This window comes from Mucilaginibacter sp. P5_A4 (genome assembly GCF_056400605.1).
Genome location: NZ_JBFUKX010000031.1, coordinates 41,808 through 63,031 on the forward strand (window position 1 = coordinate 41,808; position 21,224 = coordinate 63,031).

A 21,224-nucleotide genomic window follows, 5' to 3' on the forward strand; every position below is an offset into this window, starting at 1 on the left:
TTTGATTTTTGTATTATAACTTTCATTGTGATGTGCTTTATTCAAATCCTGTGCCTAAGGTTTAAGCTTTTAGGATTGTTACGCAAAACTACACATTAACGCTACAGATAAATTTCTAAATTAATCAAATGATTAATTAATGACCATCCGTTTACGTTTGAATGACTATGGATATCCTTTTAAAAAAAGAAACCCTGTATGCAAAAGCATACAGGGTTTCAAATAGTATATATTTTAATACACCCCCTTTAGGGGGCCGGGGGCTTACATCATTCCACCCATGCCACCGCCACCCATTGGTGGACCGCCAGCTTTTTCATCTTCAGGATCATCAGCCAATACAACTTCTGTTGTTAACAACATAGCTGCAATTGAAGCTGCATTTTCTAAAGCTACACGACCAACTTTAGTAGGGTCGATAACGCCTGCACCAATCAGGTTTTCGTATTTATCGGTACGTGCATTGTAACCAAAGTCGGCAGTGCCTTCTTTAACTTTCTGCACAACGATAGATCCTTCAATACCTGCGTTTTCGCAGATCTGACGTAAAGGCTCTTCAATAGCACGACGGATGATCTGGATACCAGTGTTCTCATCTTCGTTTTCACCTTTAAGATCAGCTAAAGCAGCAACCGCGCGGATGAAAGCTACACCACCACCTGCAACAATACCTTCTTCAACAGCCGCACGGGTTGCATGTAAAGCATCGTCAACACGGTCTTTTTTCTCTTTCATTTCAACCTCTGTAGCAGCACCTACGTAAAGCACAGCAACACCACCAGATAATTTGGCTAAACGTTCCTGTAATTTTTCGCGGTCGTAATCAGATGTAGTTGATTCGATCTGAGATTTGATCTGGCCAACGCGACCTTTGATCTCGTCAGCAGAACCAGCACCGTTAATAATGGTAGTATTATCTTTATCAATGATGATCTTCTCGGCAGTACCTAAGTAAGTAAGATCAGCATTTTCTAATTTATAACCTCTTTCTTCAGATATTAAAGTACCACCTGTTAAGATAGCGATATCCTCTAACATAGCTTTACGACGATCACCAAAGCCCGGAGCTTTAACCGCAGCAACTTTCAGTGAACCGCGAATTTTGTTAACTACCAAAGTAGCTAATGCTTCGCCATCAAGATCTTCGGCAATGATTAATAATGGTTTACCTGTTTGTACTTGTTTTTCAAGTATTGGAAGCAATTCTTTCATCGATGAGATCTTTTTATCATAGATCAGGATGTAAGGATTTTCTAATTCAACTTCCATTTTATCTGCATTGGTTACAAAGTAAGGAGAAAGGTAACCACGGTCAAACTGCATACCTTCAACAGTTTTAACTTCAGTTTCGGTACCTTTTGCTTCTTCAACAGTAATTACACCATCTTTACCAACCTTAGCCATAGCCTCAGCTATTAATGAACCGATAACCTCGTCATTATTTGCAGAGATAGATGCAACTTGTTTTATTTTGTTATTGTCTTCGCCTACAGTTTGTGACTGAGCTTTTAAGTTTTCAACAACAGCCGAAACAGCTTTATCAATACCACGTTTTAAATCCATTGGGTTTGCACCGGCAGCTACGTTTTTAATACCTGCAGTTACAATTGCCTGTGCTAAAACGGTAGCAGTAGTAGTACCATCACCTGCAATATCAGCAGTTTTTGATGCAACTTCTTTAACCATCTGGGCACCCATATTTTCTAAAGCATCTTTTAGTTCGATCTCTTTAGCTACTGTTACACCATCTTTTGTGATGATAGGCGAACCGAATTTTTTATCAATAATTACGTTTCTGCCTTTAGGGCCTAATGTTACTTTAACTGCATTAGCTAAAATATCAACACCGCGTTTTAGGGCGTCGCGTGCTTCAACATTGTATTTAACTTGTTTTGCCATGTTTTTTAATTTTTGAATTAATGAATTATTGAATTACTGATTTCAAATATCATTTAATCAGTTTTTCGATATTCAATAACTATTYGCTGTTTTAAGTTTTAAATTGAATTTACAGAATTATTGATTTTACAGAATGATTCAATAAATCAATTCTTCAATAATTCGATAATTAGTTACAGTACCGCGTAAATGTCAGATTCGCGCATAATTAAATACTCTTTACCTTCATAAGTAATTTCGGTACCGGCATATTTACCATATAAAACCTGGTCACCCACTTTTACTGTTAAAGGCTCATCTACTTTGCCGTCGCCTACTGCAACGATGGTTCCACGCTGAGGTTTTTCTTTAGCGGTATCCGGGATAATAATTCCCGAAGCGGTTTTCTCTTCGGCAGCTGCGGCCTCTACAACCACTCTGTCGCCGATTGGTTTAATGTTTAATGACATAGTTATATGTTTTAATTTTATTTAAGTTTCATGCACAACTACTCATCAATTATGCCAAGCAAATGCTATGGCAAATATTGGCATACTTAACTGTTGTAATGGCAGCAAAAGAATAATTTAATTTTTATCCTTAATGTTATTTTAACCTGCCCGTGTCATCATGTCAGTAAGGCAATATCAATAAAAAAGGCTTTGGGGATATCCAAAGCCTTTTTTTATTTGATATAAAGCGCGTAATACAATTACGGTTTTTTAACAGGAGCCGGTGCCGGTGTTGTTGGTAAAGACTGTGCCGGAGCAGTATTAGTTGGTTTTGATGCTTTTTCAATTTGATTTTGCAGGGCAGGATTTTCACTGCTTGCCGAACCGCCTTTTGCAACCACGTTAATAGCTAATGCTAAAACCATTACAACAATAGCCAGTGTCCAGGTACCTTTTTCTAAAAAGTCGCCGGTTTTTTGAACCCCCATTAATTGTGATGAGCTTGAAAAATTAGATGATAAACCACCACCTTTAGGGTTTTGAATAAGTACGATAAGCCCTAAAAGAGCACATACAATAATGGTAAGGATAATTAAAAGGATCATTTCTTTATTTTATATTAATTAGTTTTCTTTTCTAACTGTTCAATTTGGATGGCAAAGTAACGGCTTTTTTCCGGGAATTTCAATATCAATTTTCTATAAGTAGTAATTGCTTTGTGATATAGCATCTGATCTGAATAAATCTGGGCCAGTGTTTCGCTCACCAGTTCGTTTTTATCTTCCGAACTCTTTTTAGCTTTATTTTCGTTATCCAGCTTATTTATAGAAGGCGGTCGTATCTGCGGCTCTTCTTTTATAAATTTTTCAATAATGATATCTTCCTTGCGTTTTACTTCCGGCGCATCGGGCATAGGTGCATTTTCAAGATCCAGCAGCGATTTATCATGAAAAATATTTTCAAAGTATTGCTGCTGCAACTCGTCGGCCGCCTGTTTTTGCTTCTCCTCTGCCGCTATTGCCGGCTGCTTAACCTGTGGCGCCGGCGTAGCATAGGGCTGATAAGTTGCCGCATACTCTTTACGTGTTTTATCAAGCCACCACATAAAGGTATAAGGCATTTTTTCATCGTTATACTTTGATACAGCTTCAGCATCCTGTGCAATATCTTCGGTTGTAGAAGTCACCGGTACAACCACACCAGTAACAGCACCCTGGCTTTCCCCTATTGGCTTATCACTACCTTTTTGATCCGCTATCGAATTATCAAACATAAAATAATCGGTAGCCGCAATGCTGCCTATGATCCATTTTTCTGTTTCGAAATTGATATCCCCATTATTCTTCTTTGATTCACTGCCAGCGGTTTTATCCACAACCAGCCCTTCAGTCTTAGCCTCCGACGGATGGCCCACGAAGCTTATATTTTCAATACCTACAATTTCGTCAAATACCTCATCCTCAATACCCTCACCATTAGGGGTTACAGCTATTCCAGGTTGTTCAACAGGGGTATCTTCTATTATGGGCGAAGATATTTCGTCATCAACTTTTATGTCATTAATAGTCACTCCGGGCTCCTCAGCAATTACGAAGGTCTCCTCCGCAGGTACAGGCAGGGATAGTTCGGTTTCAATGTAATCGTGGTAGCCTCCTTCCGGTTCGTCTTTATACTCTTCGGTTGGCGCCTCAAATTGGCTTGCCGGTTCATTTATAGTTTCTGCAGGTTCGGTATCAGTCGCGGTACCTATATTAAAATAGTTTTCGTTTTCTTTAATAGTTGAATCCTGTAAATAACCAGGCCGGGGGTTGTTTTTTTGACCTGCTATTTGCTCAGCAGAAACTAAAGCTAAGCTTTCGGGATTATTAATTAGCTTATGCAATAAACCAGGGTTAAAATAGACAGCGGCATGCTTCAAATCGCTGCCATTACCTGCGTGAGCAAGCATAGCCCTAAGTATCCCGCTTTGTGGATATTCATCAACCAATTGTTGCAAGTCATAGTTATGCAACCGGCCGCTATCAGCAGGATTGGCCAGTAACTCCCATAATACTTCGTTTTGCCTGTTATTTAAATATTGATCCACGTGGTTGAAATTACAAAAAGCCTACCAATTAGAAAAGGCCTTGTTATAAATATCTTCAGTTAACTGCTTGGTAATTTCTTGTATTAGGTTTTGTTCCTGCGAATTAATATCCCCTTTATAATTGGCAAATCTTGTCATGCTTTCCTCAAAGTTAAGCTTTTTGTCCTTATCGTACACAAACTTCACCTTTACAGTTATACTTAACCTGTTTGCACCAGCTATTGGTGGGGCATTATTTGAAGTGGCCTCAATTGATACTGGTGCAATAGTATAACCAATTATACTCCCCGACAAAGTAGCGTCGGCTTCGCCCCGTACCAGGCTTAAACGGCTTTGGGTACGAATGCGCTCTTTCAAGGCTTCGGTAAACGTTTGGCTCAGGTTATTAACCACAAGTGGCGCGTTGTTTTCAAAAAACTGAATGTTGATGGTTTTCAGATCGGGCGGTATTGAGGCGTTCTTGAGCGTATAGCATGACGATAGTAAACTTATAACAATTATTAACCCTGATAACCTTTTCATCAACCTATAAATTTAATTCCTTTATTTTTCTGTATAATGTTCGCTCGGATATACCCAGTTCATTGGCAGCAAGCTTGCGTTTACCCTTATGTTTTTTTAATGCCTTACGGATCAGGTCTGATTCTTTCTCAATCAACGATAATGATTCCTCAACTTCCTCGGCCTCGTGGGTAATATTGTATGCATCGTTACCGCTGCTGTTGCTATTGTTGCCGCTATTATTTGTATTAACGGGTTGCTGTAAAGTAAATTGCGTTTCGGGATTTCCGGGTAGCTCAATATCGCGGTATAACTGGTTAAGCGTTTGCGAATGACTGGCATAATTGGTTGATACGCCGCCATGTTCAATAATATCAGCCACCAGTTTTTTCAATTCAACCATGTCGCGCTTCATATCAAAAAGCACTTTATATAAAATATCACGCTCAGAAAAATCTTCCTTGCCCTGGTTGCCTAAACGCATGGGTAAGTTGCGGTTCCCTGTTTCGTGTGGAATATAAGTTAGCAGGGTTGGGGCGGTAATAATGCGGTCACGCTCCAATACGGCCAGTTGCTCAGCCATGTTTTTAAGCTGCCTCACGTTACCCGGCCATGTGTAATTAATTAACACTTGCTGAGCCTCATCATCTAATTGGATAGGAGGTGTGCGGTATTTATCAGTAAAATCGGATGTAAACTTTCTAAAAAGCAGGTAGATATCCTCTTTTCTTTCCCTTAACGGCGGGATCTTTAATGGCACTGTATTTAATCGGTAGTAAAGATCCTCCCTGAACTTGCCGCTTTTTACTGCCTCGTATACATCAACGTTGGTAGCGGCAATTACCCGCACGTTTGTTTTTTCGACCTTTGACGAACCTACCTTAATATACTGGCCCGACTCAAGTACCCTTAGTAAGCGTGCCTGGGTGCCCAAAGGCATTTCGGCTATTTCATCTAAAAATATTGTACCACCGTTTACAGTTTCAAAATATCCCTTACGTTCGCCAACCGCACCTGTATAAGCTCCTTTTTCGTGTCCGAATAATTCCGAATCAATAGTACCTTCTGGTATGGCTCCGCAGTTAACGGCAATGAATGGGCCATGCTTACGCGGACTCATCTGGTGTATAATATGCGAAAACACTTCTTTACCACTCCCGCTTTCGCCGGTAATAAGCACAGAAATATCTGTTGGCGCCACCTGGTTGGCGATATTTATAGCCCGGTTAAGCAATGGCGAATTGCCAATGATCCCGAAGCGTTGTTTTATTTCTTGTATTTCCATACCCCCTAACCCCCTAAAGGGGGAATTAGTTAATTATTTATATCCTTAATTATTTAAACCCCACAACACGTTATCTGAATATGCATCAGGACGTAACTCCCTTCAGGGGGTTTGGGGGATAACTTTCCCTATCAACGTAGCTGATGTACTTCTCTCGATTAGTACATTAACATACTGTCCCGGCTTATAATTTTCACCAACCGGGAATATTACCATAGCGTTTTGATCGCTGCGGCCGCAATAATCGTTGTTTGATTTTTTGGAGAAACCCTCTATCAATACTTTTTCTACCTTACCTATACGTGCCTGCATACGATAAAATGAATATTCCTGCTGTTTGGCTACAATTTGTGTTAAACGTTGCTGCTTTACTTCTTCCGGAATATCATCGGTATAACGTTTTGCTGCTAATGTACCGGGCCTTTCGCTGTACTTAAACATATAGGCAAAATCATATTTCACATAATCCATCATGGTTACAGTATCGTTATGCTCCTCATCAGTTTCGGTACAAAAACCCGTGATGACATCAGTAGAGATAGCACAATCGCCAATAATCCTGCGGATTGCATCTATCCTGTTCATATACCAGGCACGGTCATAAGTACGGTTCATCATATCCAGTATACGGCTGTTTCCAGATTGTACCGGCAGGTGAATGTAATTACAAATGTTTTCGTATTTATTAATGGTATGCAAAACCTCGTCAGTAATATCCTTAGGATGCGATGTTGAAAAACGTACACGCAAGTCGGGATTAATAAGGGCCACCATCTCCAACAGGTTGGCAAAATTGGTAACAGGAGCCTCATCTAAATCCTCTCGCAAGGAGAGGACTTCATTTGCTTCTTCAACACCCTCTCCTTTGGAGAAGGCAGGGTGAGACTTTGTCCATTTATATGAATCCACATTCTGCCCTAATAAGGTAACTTCACGATAACCTTTATCAAACAAATCGACACATTCCGCCACTATTGATTGTGGATCGCGGCTGCGTTCGCGGCCGCGCGTAAATGGCACCACACAAAACGAACACATGTTATCGCATCCGCGCATTATAGATACAAACGCGTTAATACCATTGCTGTTTAAACGCACCGGGCTTATATCGGCATATGTTTCCTCGCGGGATAACAATACATTTACCGCTTTCTGGCCGCTATCAACTTGCTCAATCAAATTAGGCAAATCGCGGTATGCATCCGGGCCAACTACTACATCAACCAGTTTTTCTTCTTCTAAAAATTTCGATTTAAGGCGCTCGGCCATACAACCCAGTACACCTACTACCAATCCCGGATTTTTTACCTTGGTAACGGTAAACTCCTTTAAGCGGTTTCGCACACGTTGCTCGGCATTTTCGCGAATGGAGCAGGTATTTATAAAAATAACATCAGCTATAGTATGGTCGGCAGTTGTTTCAAATCCCTGGTCGGCCAATATTGATGCAACTATCTCACTGTCACTAAAATTCATGGCACAACCATAACTTTCAATATAAAGTTTACGGCCATTGTTTTTACCTGTCACCGGCTGCTCTAAAACTAAAGCCTCACCTTGCCTGCTCTCATCATGTACCTTATCCGGAATAACCAAATCCATCATTTAATTAAAAATTAGTTTGCAAAAATACACAAAATTTAAATACCTGAATGACATATTGTCAGTATTTAACAAAATCAAAAAAATATTGTTATATTTCTAAATCAATACGTATAAAGCCACTGGCCATACATCAAAACAAAAGGAACATCCATAAATGAAGCTTAAATTTTTAAAGCATAAGTGGCAAAAAATAGTATTTAATTTTGTGTTGATACCGGTTGCTATCATCTTCTTTATTGCTATAATTCTTAATCAGTATTTATCGCCCATTTTAGCCAATAAGGTGCGTGAAGCAGTTTTAGCCGGTAGCGACAGCTTGTACCGGGCTGATTTTTCTGATGCCGAACTGCATTTGTTAGAAGGAAAAGTAACCATTTATAATATCAGCCTCACTCCCGATACCGCGGTTTTTAACCGTAAAAAGAGGCAACACCTGGCACCTAACAACCTGGTAACTTTGCATGTAAAGCGACTTATTTTATCGCATGTGCACCCATTTAGCTATTATTTGGGGCATAAGTTAAAAATTAGTAAAATAATTTTAAACCAGCCCGAACTTAATATCAGCTATCAGCTTAACCATACAAAAGACACTATTGATAAAGACCACCAAACGTCGTGGCAAAAAATATCCAAAAGCCTGCACTCCATCCAGGTTGAGCACATCTATTTTAATGATGTAAAATTTAAATATGAGGATTACTCGGGCCATAAAGTTGTTATATCTGAGCTTAAGGAAATGAACCTGAGCGCTACAGACCTGCTGATTGATTCGGCTACACAAACCGACAAAAGCCGGCTGTTGTATTGTAAAGATATAATTATCGAACTAAATAATTATAATGGTAAAACATCAAACGGGCTTTATGATTATAAAATAAAGTACCTCAGGTTATCTACCCAAACATCCAGGTTAAATATTCAGGGACTACAGCTTGAACCGGCAAAAACAAACATTTTCTTCAACAAAAGTCGCAGCGACCGCTTTACCTTAGGCCTGGATTCACTAAGACTCAATAATTTCGATTTTTTAAGATACCACAAATACCGGGTATTAAGGGCATCCAGCCTGGAACTGAACGGCGGTACTTTAAGGGTGTTTGGCAATCCAAATAAACAAAAAAGACCCGCTCCTGATAAAATAAGCACCTTCCCTAATATGATAATCCGCACAACAAATGCAGATCTGAGTATTGACACAGCACGTTTAAGCCATATAAATGTTGAGTATTCGGAATTTAATAATGATTCAAAAAAAACAGGCACGGTTAGCTTTAACAATACCAGCGGCTATTTCCATAACATAACCACTAATGAAAAAGTAATTGAAAAAAATAATTTTACTGCCGCAAAACTAAGCACCTATTTCATGAATCGTGGCCGGCTCGATGTGCAGTTTATGTTTAACTTAACCGATAAAGATGCAGCATTTAGCTATAAGGGCGTTTTAGGCCCTATGGATGCAAATAAAATTAACCAGGTCTCGGTACCCCTGGCTATGGTTAAGATCACATCGGGCGATATCAGGCAATTCAGTTTTGACATCCAGGCTAATAGTAAAGCATTTAAGGGCAATGTAACTTTACTGTATAATAACCTTAAAATATCCCTTTTAAAGGCTGATACCGCCAACAACCAATTAAAAAAACAAGCGTTGATGTCGATATTTGCTAACCTGTTTGTAATAAAACACAACAACCCTGATGATATATGGAAGGCGCCAAGAACCACTTATGTTAACTACCGCCGACCAAAAGACTCTCCCTTCTTTAAAACCTTATGGAGAACATTACTCGATGGGATAAAACCAGCTGTGGGACTTGATGAAAAAACGCAGAGAGCGACCAATGAAAGAATAGCAGAGCACAACAAAAACAAACATGAAAGACTCATTAAAAAGGCTGAACGCAAAAAACGGAAAGCCGAGAAAAAAGCCGCCAGGGAATTGAAGAGAATTTGAAATTATTGATGGTGACTATTTTTAAATCTTCAAACTACCCTATCTTCTGATACTATTGAAGTAACAGTTTCAGGTTGATACCAAAATTGGTAAATGCAGTGTTAAAGGTTTGCGACGTATAAGGCCTTGTTAGGTTTGAATCGTAAAACAGGTTGAGGTTAAAACGTTGATTTATCACATAATCAATGGATGGCCTTACCGTAATATTTTGCGCACCCGATGATATTTCTGCCGCTTCCACGTCGGCACGGTAAATAAGCGTTTTATTATCCCGCAGCGAAAAATCAAGCTTAAAATTTACATCCTTAGGGCTACCGCCTGCAAACAAACCAAACGGAAAGTGGAAGTTTTTGGTATGATAACCGAAACCAAAAACAATTATCCGTTCGTTTTGCTGCGCCAGCTGGCTGTTGAGCAAACTTAAACTAAGTGTACGGCTTTGGCGATACTCCATATTGGCGGTCATGCTGTTTTTGAACCTTGCACTCGCTCCCAGTAACGGAACAAACTGCTCAAATATAGTAACCTGCGAAAACTGGTACAGTGGTAAAAAGTTGTTGTTTAAATCGCGTGCGCTGCTGGCTCCGGCGGCCTCCTGGTATTGCAGCAGGGTGGTAAAGCCGCTTACATTGTAAGATGAACGGTAACCATGGCTTAAGTCAAAGGAATCAAAAATATCGGCAAAGAATGGAATTTTAGCTAAGCCGCTATACCTGATATCCCAGTTGGGGATAGGTATTTTAGGAAACTGTGAAGTACTGCTCTTTGTTGCTTTTTTACCGGTATACGCGGCCAAAAATGCAGGCACTAATACATTCTGCGAGTTCTGGCCGTACCCATCTACAAACCCGGCAGAATCCACCAGGTGCGTCGAGTTGGGATTTTGAGCAGCCAGCCTTTGCGATAAAATGGTACGGTTAGTCAGTAATTGCTCAAACAGTGGCGACGTATTATTAACCCCTGTTGTTTTTTTAAATGCCGTACCAATGGTTAAAAAGGAGATGCTGTAGTTGCCCGTAGTTACAGGGCTTAATGTTTGGATACTATTGGTAGCAACCAGGTATTTAAAGTTCGATTGATAATTATGATCCTGTGTTTTAAATGCTATCAATTCAATACGCAAATCTTTAAATGGTTCTATTATTCCCCTGAAATGCATATCCTCGTTAAGCGAGGTAGTATACAATTGGTTTTGCAGTGTATCTGTAGTGATCCAGCCATTCGCTACTGCTTTGGCACGTATATCGGTTTGGCTACCTAACAAAAACCCTATGCCTGGCGCATTATAATCGCTATTCTGACCAAAAAAGCCTGATTGCGGCAGGTATCCGGGTATATACGTACCCTCCTTTCGCGAATAGGTTGCGCTAAGGTTTTTAACACTGGTTAAAAGCCCGATTAAAATTTTACTTAGTCCTCCGGGCGCGTTGGGATTACCAGCCTTGCGGATAAAAGGAAACTTATTATACAGCGAAACCATGTTAAAAGTTGGGTTCACCTGTATTTCCCGCAAATTACTTATGCTATTACCTACATCGTACGATGGGTCATTTATGGCAAACAACGGTTGGGTTTGCCAGTTAAAATGCGTACTGTAACGGGTAACAACCGATGTCCAGTCGAGCCCTGGTATTTTACTGATGGGCAGGGTATAATTCAGGTTAATGGTATGGTTGTAATTGGTGGTACGCCCCAGCTTTTTAAGGTTATCCCAAAGGGTATCGCGTTTTAAACCATTAATACGCCCTGCAGGTTCATCAACTACCGCTAAGTTTGTGGCATCAATATCCAGCTGTAATGATTTTGATAAATTCCAACCTATCCCATAAACCCTGGTAATGTTAAAGTATTTGTTAAAAGTTGTTGTTGGTATGGGGATAAAGTTATTAGGGTCGTTATCCCGCAGGGTATTTTCCGAATAAAAACGATCAAAATTAATACTAAAGTTTAACCTTGATGGCAGTATGCTAAAGTTAATATCACGCGCCAGCGCCAATAAATTACTCTTGATGATTTTTGCAAAAGGGCTGTAATATTTTGGCGTATTGGTATAATTATAAGCCAGTGTAAAACGGTACGACTTTTCGACGTCATTTTGGGTGGTAAAATCGTGGTGCAGAAACTCGGTATAAGCATAGCTGGCGTTCAGGTTCTCTACATCCCAGATGCGGTTTGGTGAATTTGGATTCGTTTTGGCCTTGTGCACATTGGTAAAGTTGAAGCTTTTGCGCATGGTATAATCAACAGCCACATTTCTTATCGAGTCCCGCTCCTTAGTGCTTGTGGCGGCTGCAAGTGATTGCTTTAGTTCAATATCCGGCGAGCCAGGGTCATATTGTGGCATGCTTTTTTGCGATGACACATTGATATATGCCGGGATGTGGATGCCGCTTTTATCAGGGAAAAACTTACCCAGTTCTGCAGTGGCCGATATGTCATATATCTGGTCATCACTTTGGCTCCTGTCGTTCAGTCTTGAATCCAGCGTACCAAAACCTATTGTAGTTTTACTGCCCGATACTGTAACATCAGCAAAATCGGCCAGCTTGGTGTCAAGCCTCGCGGTTGCCGCCCAACCCCCGCGCTGGTCAAAATCGGTTAAGCGAAGCTCATCAAACCAAACGGTACCTGTTTTATCCAACCCATCATCTACGGCCGATGCCTGATCGCTTTTCAATGGATTGCGCACACCAACCATAATGGTACGCAAACGGCTCAAGTCGGGCTGGCCTTTTAAATAAACTACCTGGTTGCCTTCGGTATATTTAAAAACCTGGTTATAGGCAACATTGGAGTGGTTACGCTTAAGCTTGGCCCTGGTAAGCAGGCCCAGTTCAAGGTCAATGGCATTGGCATCAGGCCATATGGCATCAGGGTCGCGGGTGCCGGGCTGCGTAATTTTCAGAGGGACCTCGTACTCGTAATAATTATCCTGGTAATCAGTCCCTAAACGCAAAAACGCGTTAAGGTCATTATCCTTTAACAGATCGCCTTCGGCATGGACAAACATTTGTACGCGTTTATATTTACGCAGATCGTTAAAAAAAGTACGGAAAGCGGCCCTTGAATAGCCATCCCGTAGGCTTTTTACATTTAATGATAATGATTGTTCGTTCAGCTTGGTATTGGTTTGCAGGTTATTATAATTACGCTGGCGTTGAATGCCTGGTGGTACCACGTAGGGTATAGGTGTACGGTTGCCATTTTCCTCAATATTTACTGCCTGTACATCAAGCGTTGAATTATCTATCGGCGGGTTACTTATTGAAGGATCTGCAATTACGTTTAGCGGGTTCTTTTCGGTATTAAAAGCACGCCACTCGCCGCGTACCAGCTCCAGTGTAGCAAAACGTAATATAGCGGTATCGGCAAAATTGGTCATGAACATCCGCATAAAACGGATAGCTTTAAAATCTTCAATATTACCTACCTTACTCTGGTAATCGTTTATCGGGATCCTGAACTGGTACCAGTTTACCGATTGTGTGGTGCCATTAGGCAGCTTTACTGTGGCTGTCACCTTATCGCTGATGTTATTCTGCCCAACCACCATGTCTCCCGGCCGGATAGATACTTTGTACTGAAAGTATGAATCCTCCTGGCTCATGTTGTTATCCCGGTTGATATCTTCCCCATCGGGCAAGGAGGTTGATGCCGAGTTCTGGATACCCAGTTCGGCTTGTGATTGTTCTGATGTTTTTGAGTTGCCATCGGTACCATTATATTTGCTATACCGGTCAAGGATCCCTAACCTTGCCTGGTCAAGGGCCGTACCCTGGTAATACTGGTAATCATCAGATGATGGGTCATTAGCAAAACTGGTTGCAGCCTGCCCGCTCAACTGGCCTTTAACCTGCGTTACTACTGGGGCAAATTTGGTTTGCTCATCAGCATCATTCAAGCCATCCAAACCAACATCCTGCAACTTACGGGAACTTGGATTATTATCAAACGCGTTAATAACCGGCTGCAACTTTGATACCCTGCCCCAGTTGGTTTCGTCTACTTGTGTCACATCGCCGTTTACCGGCAAGCTGTTCTCTAAACTTTTACGGCCATCCTTCAATATATCTTCAGATATACTGCCAAGGTTAAAATACAGATCCCCACCTGTCGAATTTGGTTTGTATATAAAAGGATCGAGTACCCAAAATTCGATGTACGATACGTTTAACGATGCAAAATCGTTGGTCTCCAGTTTCCTGAACATACCGCCCCAGCGTGATTTAGGGTTCTGCAATGTACCATCAGGATTAAAACCAGTTGTCGTGTAGTTATAAGGTCCGCGTATGTTTGGATAAAAAGCCATGTTCAGCGTAGCCAGCGTTAAAGGCTGCCCCGTGCTTGATTGCTTATATGGAAATACCTCCTGCTCCAATACCTGCCTCGCGTAATGGTTTGACAGATCGGCCCGGGACATGGGAATATTACCGGAATTGGTGTAAAATATAGGGTCGATGTTGTAAAATGCCAGCCGGGCCCGGTTGTAGCCATAACTCAGGTCGTTAAACACAGATGACTCCGAGAATAGCTGTGGCGTTCCCGAAATTTGCCAGGCATTGGCACTCTTTATATCGATAATTGATTGACTGTTCTCAAAATCATCAAGGTACGAAGTTCCGTTTTTGGAACCGGCAAAATTTAGCGCGCCAGGGCTACCCGGCAGCAGTTGGGCAAACTCGCCCGAGAATGTAACCGACGACGGGGCCTTGGTATGAATAAATGGGATCTTATCAACCAACCGGGTTAACATCCTTGAATCCGAACTGTAGTTGGCGTCGAAACCCCATATGGTGTTTGAAATAGACTCTTCACCGGCGATTTCATTTTGGGTAATAGGCTGCTCGGTAAGGTGCATAAGGGTTCCGCCTAATGCCAGTTTATCATTTACGTGATAATCAAACCTCGAGCCGTATAACGATTTTTGCTGTACGCCAAAAAGCTCATTGTTTTCCAGTTTTACGCTGATGGGCTGGCCCGACGATAGCAGGGCCTGGTTAAGTATCCGTATCCGCCCGGCATTATAATCAATAGTATAATCGGTAGCTTCTGTCAGTTTAAGCTGACCGGCAGTTACTGTTACCGACCCCTGCGGAATGTTCACCGCATTCAGCTGGTATTCCGATCCTCCGGTTGAGGTATAGGTACCCTTTATCACATACCTGTTAAGGGCCGGAAAATACTGTTGCGCTATGGTTTTGGTTGAATCATATAAAGGCTGATAAACATATCGCTTTGCCAGATCGGCTTCTCCGGCTGTGAATTTAGCAGCCAGATCTGAGCCGAAAGGCTCTATTGTTGGAAAAACAATCCGCCCGTTTTGCGAATCGATGGTTACGCCTTCCAAAAAATCGAAATAACCGTCGGGGTGTTTATCGCTTTGCTGGTTAAGGTTATCAAGGCCGGTAACCTGCAGCCATAATTTGCCCTTGATATTTGCTCCCTCTTCCATCACCGTTTTTTCGATGCCCGATTTATCATCAAGCCTGGTAACGGTTAATTTAAAATTGGTTGGCGCTATCTGGAATGCACCCAACGAATAGATGTTTTTCATCATCAGATCCCAGGATGGCAAATTGGTTTTAAGCAACTCATTCTTCAGTAACTTTACAAACAATACCTTTGGTGTATTAGGGTCAACCGCAACATCGCTGCTAAACTCACCCACCTGGTACTGTACGCCGTTAATAGTATATTGGTAAGCTACGGCCAATACCTCATCATTATTTAAAGGATAATTAAGTGAGATATAACCCAGCTGCGGATGCAGTGTATATTCCTTATCGGTAAGCTTTCGGGCATAGGTAAGCTTGGCGTAGTTATTAGTACTCCCGGTTGATTGAAAGTAGCCGGCAACAGCATTTGAATTTGTTTGCCGGGCAGCTGCAGGCAAATTGTTTAATAACGAGTTTGATTGCTGCGCAAAACCAGGGCCTTTAAAACCAGCCGGCAAACCACTAAAACCAGCTCCTCCCTGTATCTGTGTAGTGTTATAAGGCTTGTTTTCGCCCAGGTCAAGGAAAGCCAAAATATCCCTTGAATCGGTGGTTACACTGGAGCGGTTGGTTGTCCAAACTTCAATTTTGGTAATGTTTATATTTGAACTGATAATGGGAATATTGGACAGCGCCTTGTTATAATTGTTGCGGAAGTATTGCGATAAAAAGAAGTGCTTATTAGCCTCGTAATCTGCAGGTGTAAGCCTGAACTCGCCTTGCTGCGATCCATTGGTTATGGTAATGGTTTTTGATTGCGACCGCTGTTGCGATAAAATGCTGGTAATATCCAGCCGGCCAAACTTAAGCTTTGTTTTTATACCAAACAACGCCTGGCTACCGGTGATCAATGTGGTAGGCAGGGGCATACTAACCGTTCCGGCCTCTATCTTTTGAATGATTTCATCGGGCGAGCCGGTATAATCCAATTTTACCTGGTTTTCAAACTGGAACTGGGCATCGGTATTATAATTGGTGGTAATCTTTAATTTATCACCAATATTTCCGGTTACATTTAACTGGATTTTTTGATCGAAATTAAAATTGAACTGGCTACGTTGCCTGGTGTTGAATAAAGGATTTTCATTTTTATTTACCTGCCCGGCCAAAATCATCTCTGCCGAACCCTGCGGGCGGATATCTATATTCTGGCTGCCAAAAATCTGCTCAAAGGTCCGGCTCCGCACTTTTATGACCGGAATAAAGCCGGGTTGTTGCGAATCGTATGCATAATCATCTGCCAGCTGTTTGTAATAACTGCGTTGGTTTGATTTTTCTTTTAACTTTAAGTACTGGGCAAAGGTGAGGTACTGCGGCGGACGATATAGTAAGTTACCAACACGCTCATACAAGATATATCGGTTTGATGCAGCATCATATTCAATTGTACGTACCAGGCCCGGAGGGTCGGAACTGAAAATACCCTCCCTGAGCCTAACATTTTTGGGTTGAGCTAAATTGAGGGGCGCATTTTTTTGAGTTGTATCACGCTTAGCGTTCGGAACCGGCTGCTGCGCAAAAGCGCCACCCAGCCCGCCAAAAGCAAGAATTAACAACACACTTATAATAATATTATAAGTAAATATTCTGATCAAAAGTTAAGTCGAAATTTAGACGTAATTATAGGGTTTTTAAAGCAAATTTAATCAGTTGTTCAACGGTTAAATCACTATTATTATTATTCAATTGCTGATCCAGCACCTTCTCGGCAGCATTTTTTGCAAAGCCCAACATTACCAGGGCACTAAGTGCTTCATCTTTAGCAGTTTTGTTTATTGGCACAACAGTTAAGGTATCCGGCCCCTCTTTCCGTAACTTATCCTGCAGCTCCAAAATTATTCTTTGTGCCGATTTGGGGCCTATCCCTTTTATCCGTTGTATAAGCGAAACGTTGCCGCTTATAATTGCAGCCTGTATTTCGGCAGGTGTTATCGATGACAGCATCATTCGCCCGGTATTAGGTCCTATACCCGAGATGGATATCAGGTGCATAAATAAGCGGCGCTCACCATCATCGGCAAAACCGTACAGGGTGAGCGCATCTTCTTTTACGTGCTGCCATATATAAAGCCTGCAGCTTTCATCGGCTCCAAGCCGCGAGTATGTATTTAACGAAATATTAATATGGTAACCTATGCCCCCGGCATCAATAACCACATGCGACGGACTTTTAAAAACCAGCTTACCACCAATATAATCGTACATAATAATATTATTTCCCTTTAAGTTTATCAAAAATACTTGTCGGCTTTTCTCTCCCCGCTTTTGCTTGTGCATCAACAACGGCAATGGTAACCATATTCACAATTTCACGAACAGAACTACCTAACTGCAATACATGCACCGGCTTTTTAAGACCTAACAGTATTGGACCAACAGCTTCGGCTCCGCCTATTTCCTGTAATAGTTTATAGGCGATATTACCTGATTCCAGGTTAGGGAATATCAAGGTGTTGGCTGGCGTTCCGGTCAATGTAGAAAAAGGGAAGTTATCCGCCAGCAGATCTGAGTTCAGGGCAAAGTTTGCCTGCATATCTCCGTCTACTATCATATCGGGATAATTAGCATGCAGGAGTCTTACGGTTTCTCTTGTTTTCTCGGGGATCTCACCTTCGTTTGAACCGAAGTTGGAGTAAGACAGTAAAGCAACCCGTGGCTGAATGTTAAACTGTTTAACAGAACGGTCAATCAATACCGTTATATCTACCAATTCCTGAATGGTAGGGTTTACATTTACCGTGGTATCACCAAAAAACACCGGGCCTTTTGATGTTATCATCATATACATACCGGCAACACGGTTTACACCCTGTTCGGTACCGATGATCTGCAATGCCGGTTTAATGGTGGTAACATAGTCTTTTGTTAAACCAGAAATCAAAGCATCAGCCTTGCCAAACTGAACCATGCAGGCGCCATAATAGTTACGATCGCTCATCAATTTCTTCGACTCATACAAGGTGATCCCCCTGCGCTGGCGTTTCTTATACAGATATTCCGAGTATTCCTGCATATTCTCGCAGCCATCGCGCGGGTCAATTATCTGCACATCACCAAGATCCAGGTCATTATCGCGCATAATCTGTTTTATCTTCTCGATGTTGCCTAATAATATTGGTGTAGCAATACCTTCATCTTTTACTATCTGGGCCGATCTTAAGATCTTATAATTATCAGCCTCGGCAAAAACCACACGTTTAGGACTTTGCTTGGCCTTAGCGGTAAGGTTACGCAGCAATTTGTCATTTGTTCCAAGTCGTGTTCTCAGCTCCTCGGCATACGCATCCCAATCAGTTATTACTTTACGTGCAACTCCCGAATCGATAGCCGCTTTGGCAACGGCCATGGATACCTCGGTGATCAATCGCTGATCCATAGGTTTAGGAATAATATAATCCTTCCCGAATTTTAGGTTAGTAATATTATAGGCCAGGTTAACCGCTTCGGGAACAGGCTTTTTAGCCATCTCGGCAATAGCATGCGTAGCAGCTATCTTCATTTCCTCGTTAATGGCAGTAGCCCTTACATCAAGCGCCCCCCTGAAAATATAAGGAAAACCCAATACATTATTAACCTGGTTAGGAAAATCAGACCGGCCCGTTGCCATAATGATATCTTCGCGGGCTTTAATGGCCAGGTCATAATCAATCTCGGGTACCGGGTTGGCCATAGCAAAAACAACCGGTTTTTTGGCCATCTGCTTCAGCATATCCGGGGTAACTACGTTACCGGCAGAAAGGCCGACAAACACATCGGCATTCTTCATGGCATCATATAATGTTTTGATATCGGTACGGTCGGTAGCAAACTGCATGCGGGTATCATCCAGGTCGGTACGGTCCGGGGTTAATAAACCGTTGATGTCAAACATCACCATGTTCTCTTTTTTAACCCCTAATGAAAGGTACATTTTTGAGCAGGATACCGCAGCGGCACCAGCACCATTAATTACCATTTTTATTTTATCAAGCTTTTTACCCTGGATCTCGCAGGCATTCATCAAAGCCGCCCCAGATATGATGGCCGTACCGTGCTGGTCGTCATGCATTACAGGGATCTTCATTTCGGCCTTTAGCCTGCGTTCTATTTCAAAACAGGTTGGTGCTGATATATCTTCAAGATTTATACCACCGAAGGTTGGCTCCAGTGCCTTTACAATGGTTACAAACTCATCAACACTTTTGGCGTTAACCTCCAGATCGAACACATCAATATCCGCGTAAATTTTAAACAGCAGGCCTTTACCCTCCATCACCGGTTTACTGGCCTCTGGGCCAATATTACCTAAACCCAATACGGCAGTACCATTGCTGATAACTGCAACCAGATTACCTTTAGCTGTGTATTTATATACGTCATCAACATTTTCGGCTATGCGCAAACAAGGCTCTGCAACACCAGGCGAATAGGCCATTGTTAAGTCTCGTTGCGAATTGGTAGGTTTGGTGGGTACTACTTCTATCTTGCCGGGGCGCCCCATTGAGTGGTAATTCAGTGCGTCCTGTTTACGGTTGTTCTTGTTCATCTTATCAAAATTCAAGCGCCCAAAATTACAATTCTTTTTATGGTAACCTGAAATAAAATAGCCCGACTTTGAATCTTGTCAAAATCGGGCTATTCTTTTATCAGATATTATCCTTTGCTTACAGGGCAGTATTGGGATTAGGGGAAACACTTGCTGAAATATCACCACCAGCTGCAACCCTTATAGTTTGCCCTATAGGCGCACGGTTAGTTTCCAGATTGTTCCAAACTTTAAGATCATGAACTTCAACACCATACCTATCGGCAATACCTGCTAAAGTTTCGCCTTTTTTAACCTTGTGGTATGCTGGCATCCTGCGTTCGGGTTTGCTGCCTTCAGCATACAAATTAGGTGTTGCGTTTGTTGTTGCTGCCACAGTTGCTTTGACAGCAACAGGCCTTGCGGCAAATGTCATTGGCGCTACCGCATCCCCCGCGCTGTTTAACACATTATATAAAGCTGCAAAATTTTCTTTTGATGTTTGTGGCAGAATAAGCCTGCGCGGCGCGGCCTGCGAGCCATTGATGATTAACCTCCTGTATGCGGGGTTAAGCATAGCAAGCTCATTTATACCTACATTTAATGCCGCTGCAACGTTACTAAGCGATACAAATTTTTTCACCATCACGGTATCCGTCCGCACCGAAAAACTACATGCCTGTGCTACTATATTATGTTTTTTATAATAGTTCATCACATAGTTCATGGCTATAAAAGCGGGTACATATCCACGTGTTTCGGCTGGCAAATATTGGCGTATAGCCCAAAAATCACTACCAGGTCCTGCTTTTTCCACAGCATGCTCCACATTACTTTTGCCGCAGTTGTATGATGCTATGGCAAGCAGCCAGTCGCCAAATTCCTGGTAGGCATCTTTTAAGTATGCAGCAGCAGCATAACTTGCCTGTATAGGGTCACGGCGTTCATCAACGTAGCTGTCCATATTTAAACCATAAATTTTCCCGGTGGTCGACATGAATTGCCACGGCCCGGTAGCCCCAACCCTTGATACCGCGTTAGGATCAAGTTTCGACTCAACTATGGATAGGAATTTTATTTCTTCGGGAATGCCGGCATCACGGAAAGCTTTTTCATAAATAGGAAAGTAATACTTAGCAAGCCCGGCAACTTGTCCCATTTCATCGCGGTTATGCATGTACAAATCAATGTAGCTTTGCACATATTCATTATAATCAAGCTGTATATCTTTGCGGACAGAATCTAAACGGCGCTTATAAATGCTGCCCTGGGCTCCAATTGGCAAGGGATGATTAATAACCGGCACTATGGTAGTATCAGCATTAACCTCATTGCGAAATACATTAAAACGACCGACTTGTCGTAAAGAAGGAAGCGCGTTGGTATGAATAATATTAATTAGTGAAAGGCAGATGGTAAGCGTAAATAATCTCTTCATTATTTGGATTTGATTAAGTG

General features: G+C 41.8%; 12 protein-coding genes. 1 reads left to right on the forward strand and 11 read right to left on the reverse strand.

Features of this window, described 5'->3' with window-relative positions:
* Window positions 1–264: 264 nt before the first annotated feature.
* From groL to miaB, 7 genes are all read right to left on the reverse strand, one after another.
* Window positions 265–1,899, reverse strand: coding sequence for a chaperonin GroEL (gene groL, locus AC1DQW_RS17770; RefSeq protein WP_477455312.1), 1,635 nt, complete (start codon window positions 1,897–1,899; stop codon window positions 265–267).
* 173 nt (window positions 1,900–2,072) lie between these two features.
* Window positions 2,073–2,348, reverse strand: coding sequence for a co-chaperone GroES (groES, locus tag AC1DQW_RS17775; protein ID WP_076375713.1), 276 nt, complete (start codon window positions 2,346–2,348; stop codon window positions 2,073–2,075).
* Between the two features lie 242 nt (window positions 2,349–2,590).
* Window positions 2,591–2,935, reverse strand: coding sequence for a preprotein translocase subunit SecG (secG, locus tag AC1DQW_RS17780; RefSeq protein WP_477413776.1), 345 nt, complete (start codon window positions 2,933–2,935; stop codon window positions 2,591–2,593).
* Window positions 2,936–2,949: 14 nt separating this feature from the next.
* Window positions 2,950–4,416 carry a hypothetical protein gene (locus tag AC1DQW_RS17785; protein ID WP_477455313.1) on the reverse strand — a complete coding sequence of 489 codons (1,467 nt, stop codon included), beginning with the start codon at window positions 4,414–4,416 and terminating at the stop codon, window positions 2,950–2,952.
* Between the two features lie 21 nt (window positions 4,417–4,437).
* Complete coding sequence (locus AC1DQW_RS17790) at window positions 4,438–4,938, reverse strand: LptE family protein (RefSeq protein WP_477455314.1); 501 nt, start codon at window positions 4,936–4,938, stop codon at window positions 4,438–4,440.
* A 4-nt stretch (window positions 4,939–4,942) separates the two neighbouring features.
* A complete protein-coding gene (locus AC1DQW_RS17795) occupies window positions 4,943–6,202 on the reverse strand; it encodes a sigma-54 interaction domain-containing protein (protein ID WP_477455315.1) in 1,260 nt (419 codons plus the stop codon).
* Window positions 6,203–6,304: 102 nt separating this feature from the next.
* A complete protein-coding gene (gene miaB, locus AC1DQW_RS17800; protein ID WP_477455316.1) occupies window positions 6,305–7,807 on the reverse strand; it encodes a tRNA (N6-isopentenyl adenosine(37)-C2)-methylthiotransferase MiaB in 1,503 nt (500 codons plus the stop codon).
* A 154-nt stretch (window positions 7,808–7,961) separates the two neighbouring features.
* Between miaB and AC1DQW_RS17805 the strand changes: the two genes are divergently transcribed.
* Window positions 7,962–9,767, forward strand: coding sequence for a hypothetical protein (locus AC1DQW_RS17805; RefSeq protein ID WP_477455317.1), 1,806 nt, complete (start codon window positions 7,962–7,964; stop codon window positions 9,765–9,767).
* Between the two features lie 52 nt (window positions 9,768–9,819).
* On the opposite strand, the gene sov is transcribed toward AC1DQW_RS17805, so the two are convergent.
* The 4 genes from sov to AC1DQW_RS17825 form a co-directional block, all read right to left on the reverse strand.
* Window positions 9,820–16,857: a T9SS outer membrane translocon Sov/SprA gene (gene sov, locus AC1DQW_RS17810; protein ID WP_477455318.1), complete on the reverse strand. Its 7,038-nt coding sequence runs from the start codon at window positions 16,855–16,857 to the stop codon at window positions 9,820–9,822.
* 25 nt (window positions 16,858–16,882) lie between these two features.
* A complete protein-coding gene (gene ruvA / locus AC1DQW_RS17815; RefSeq protein ID WP_477413790.1) occupies window positions 16,883–17,467 on the reverse strand; it encodes a Holliday junction branch migration protein RuvA in 585 nt (194 codons plus the stop codon).
* A gap of 7 nt (window positions 17,468–17,474) precedes the next feature.
* Window positions 17,475–19,787, reverse strand: coding sequence for an NADP-dependent malic enzyme (locus AC1DQW_RS17820; RefSeq protein ID WP_477455319.1), 2,313 nt, complete (start codon window positions 19,785–19,787; stop codon window positions 17,475–17,477).
* A 118-nt stretch (window positions 19,788–19,905) separates the two neighbouring features.
* The gene (locus tag AC1DQW_RS17825) at window positions 19,906–21,204 is read right to left on the reverse strand and encodes a lytic transglycosylase domain-containing protein (RefSeq protein ID WP_477455320.1); all 1,299 of its coding nucleotides are present in this window, start codon (window positions 21,202–21,204) and stop codon (window positions 19,906–19,908) included.
* Between the last annotated feature and the right edge of the window lie 20 nt (window positions 21,205–21,224).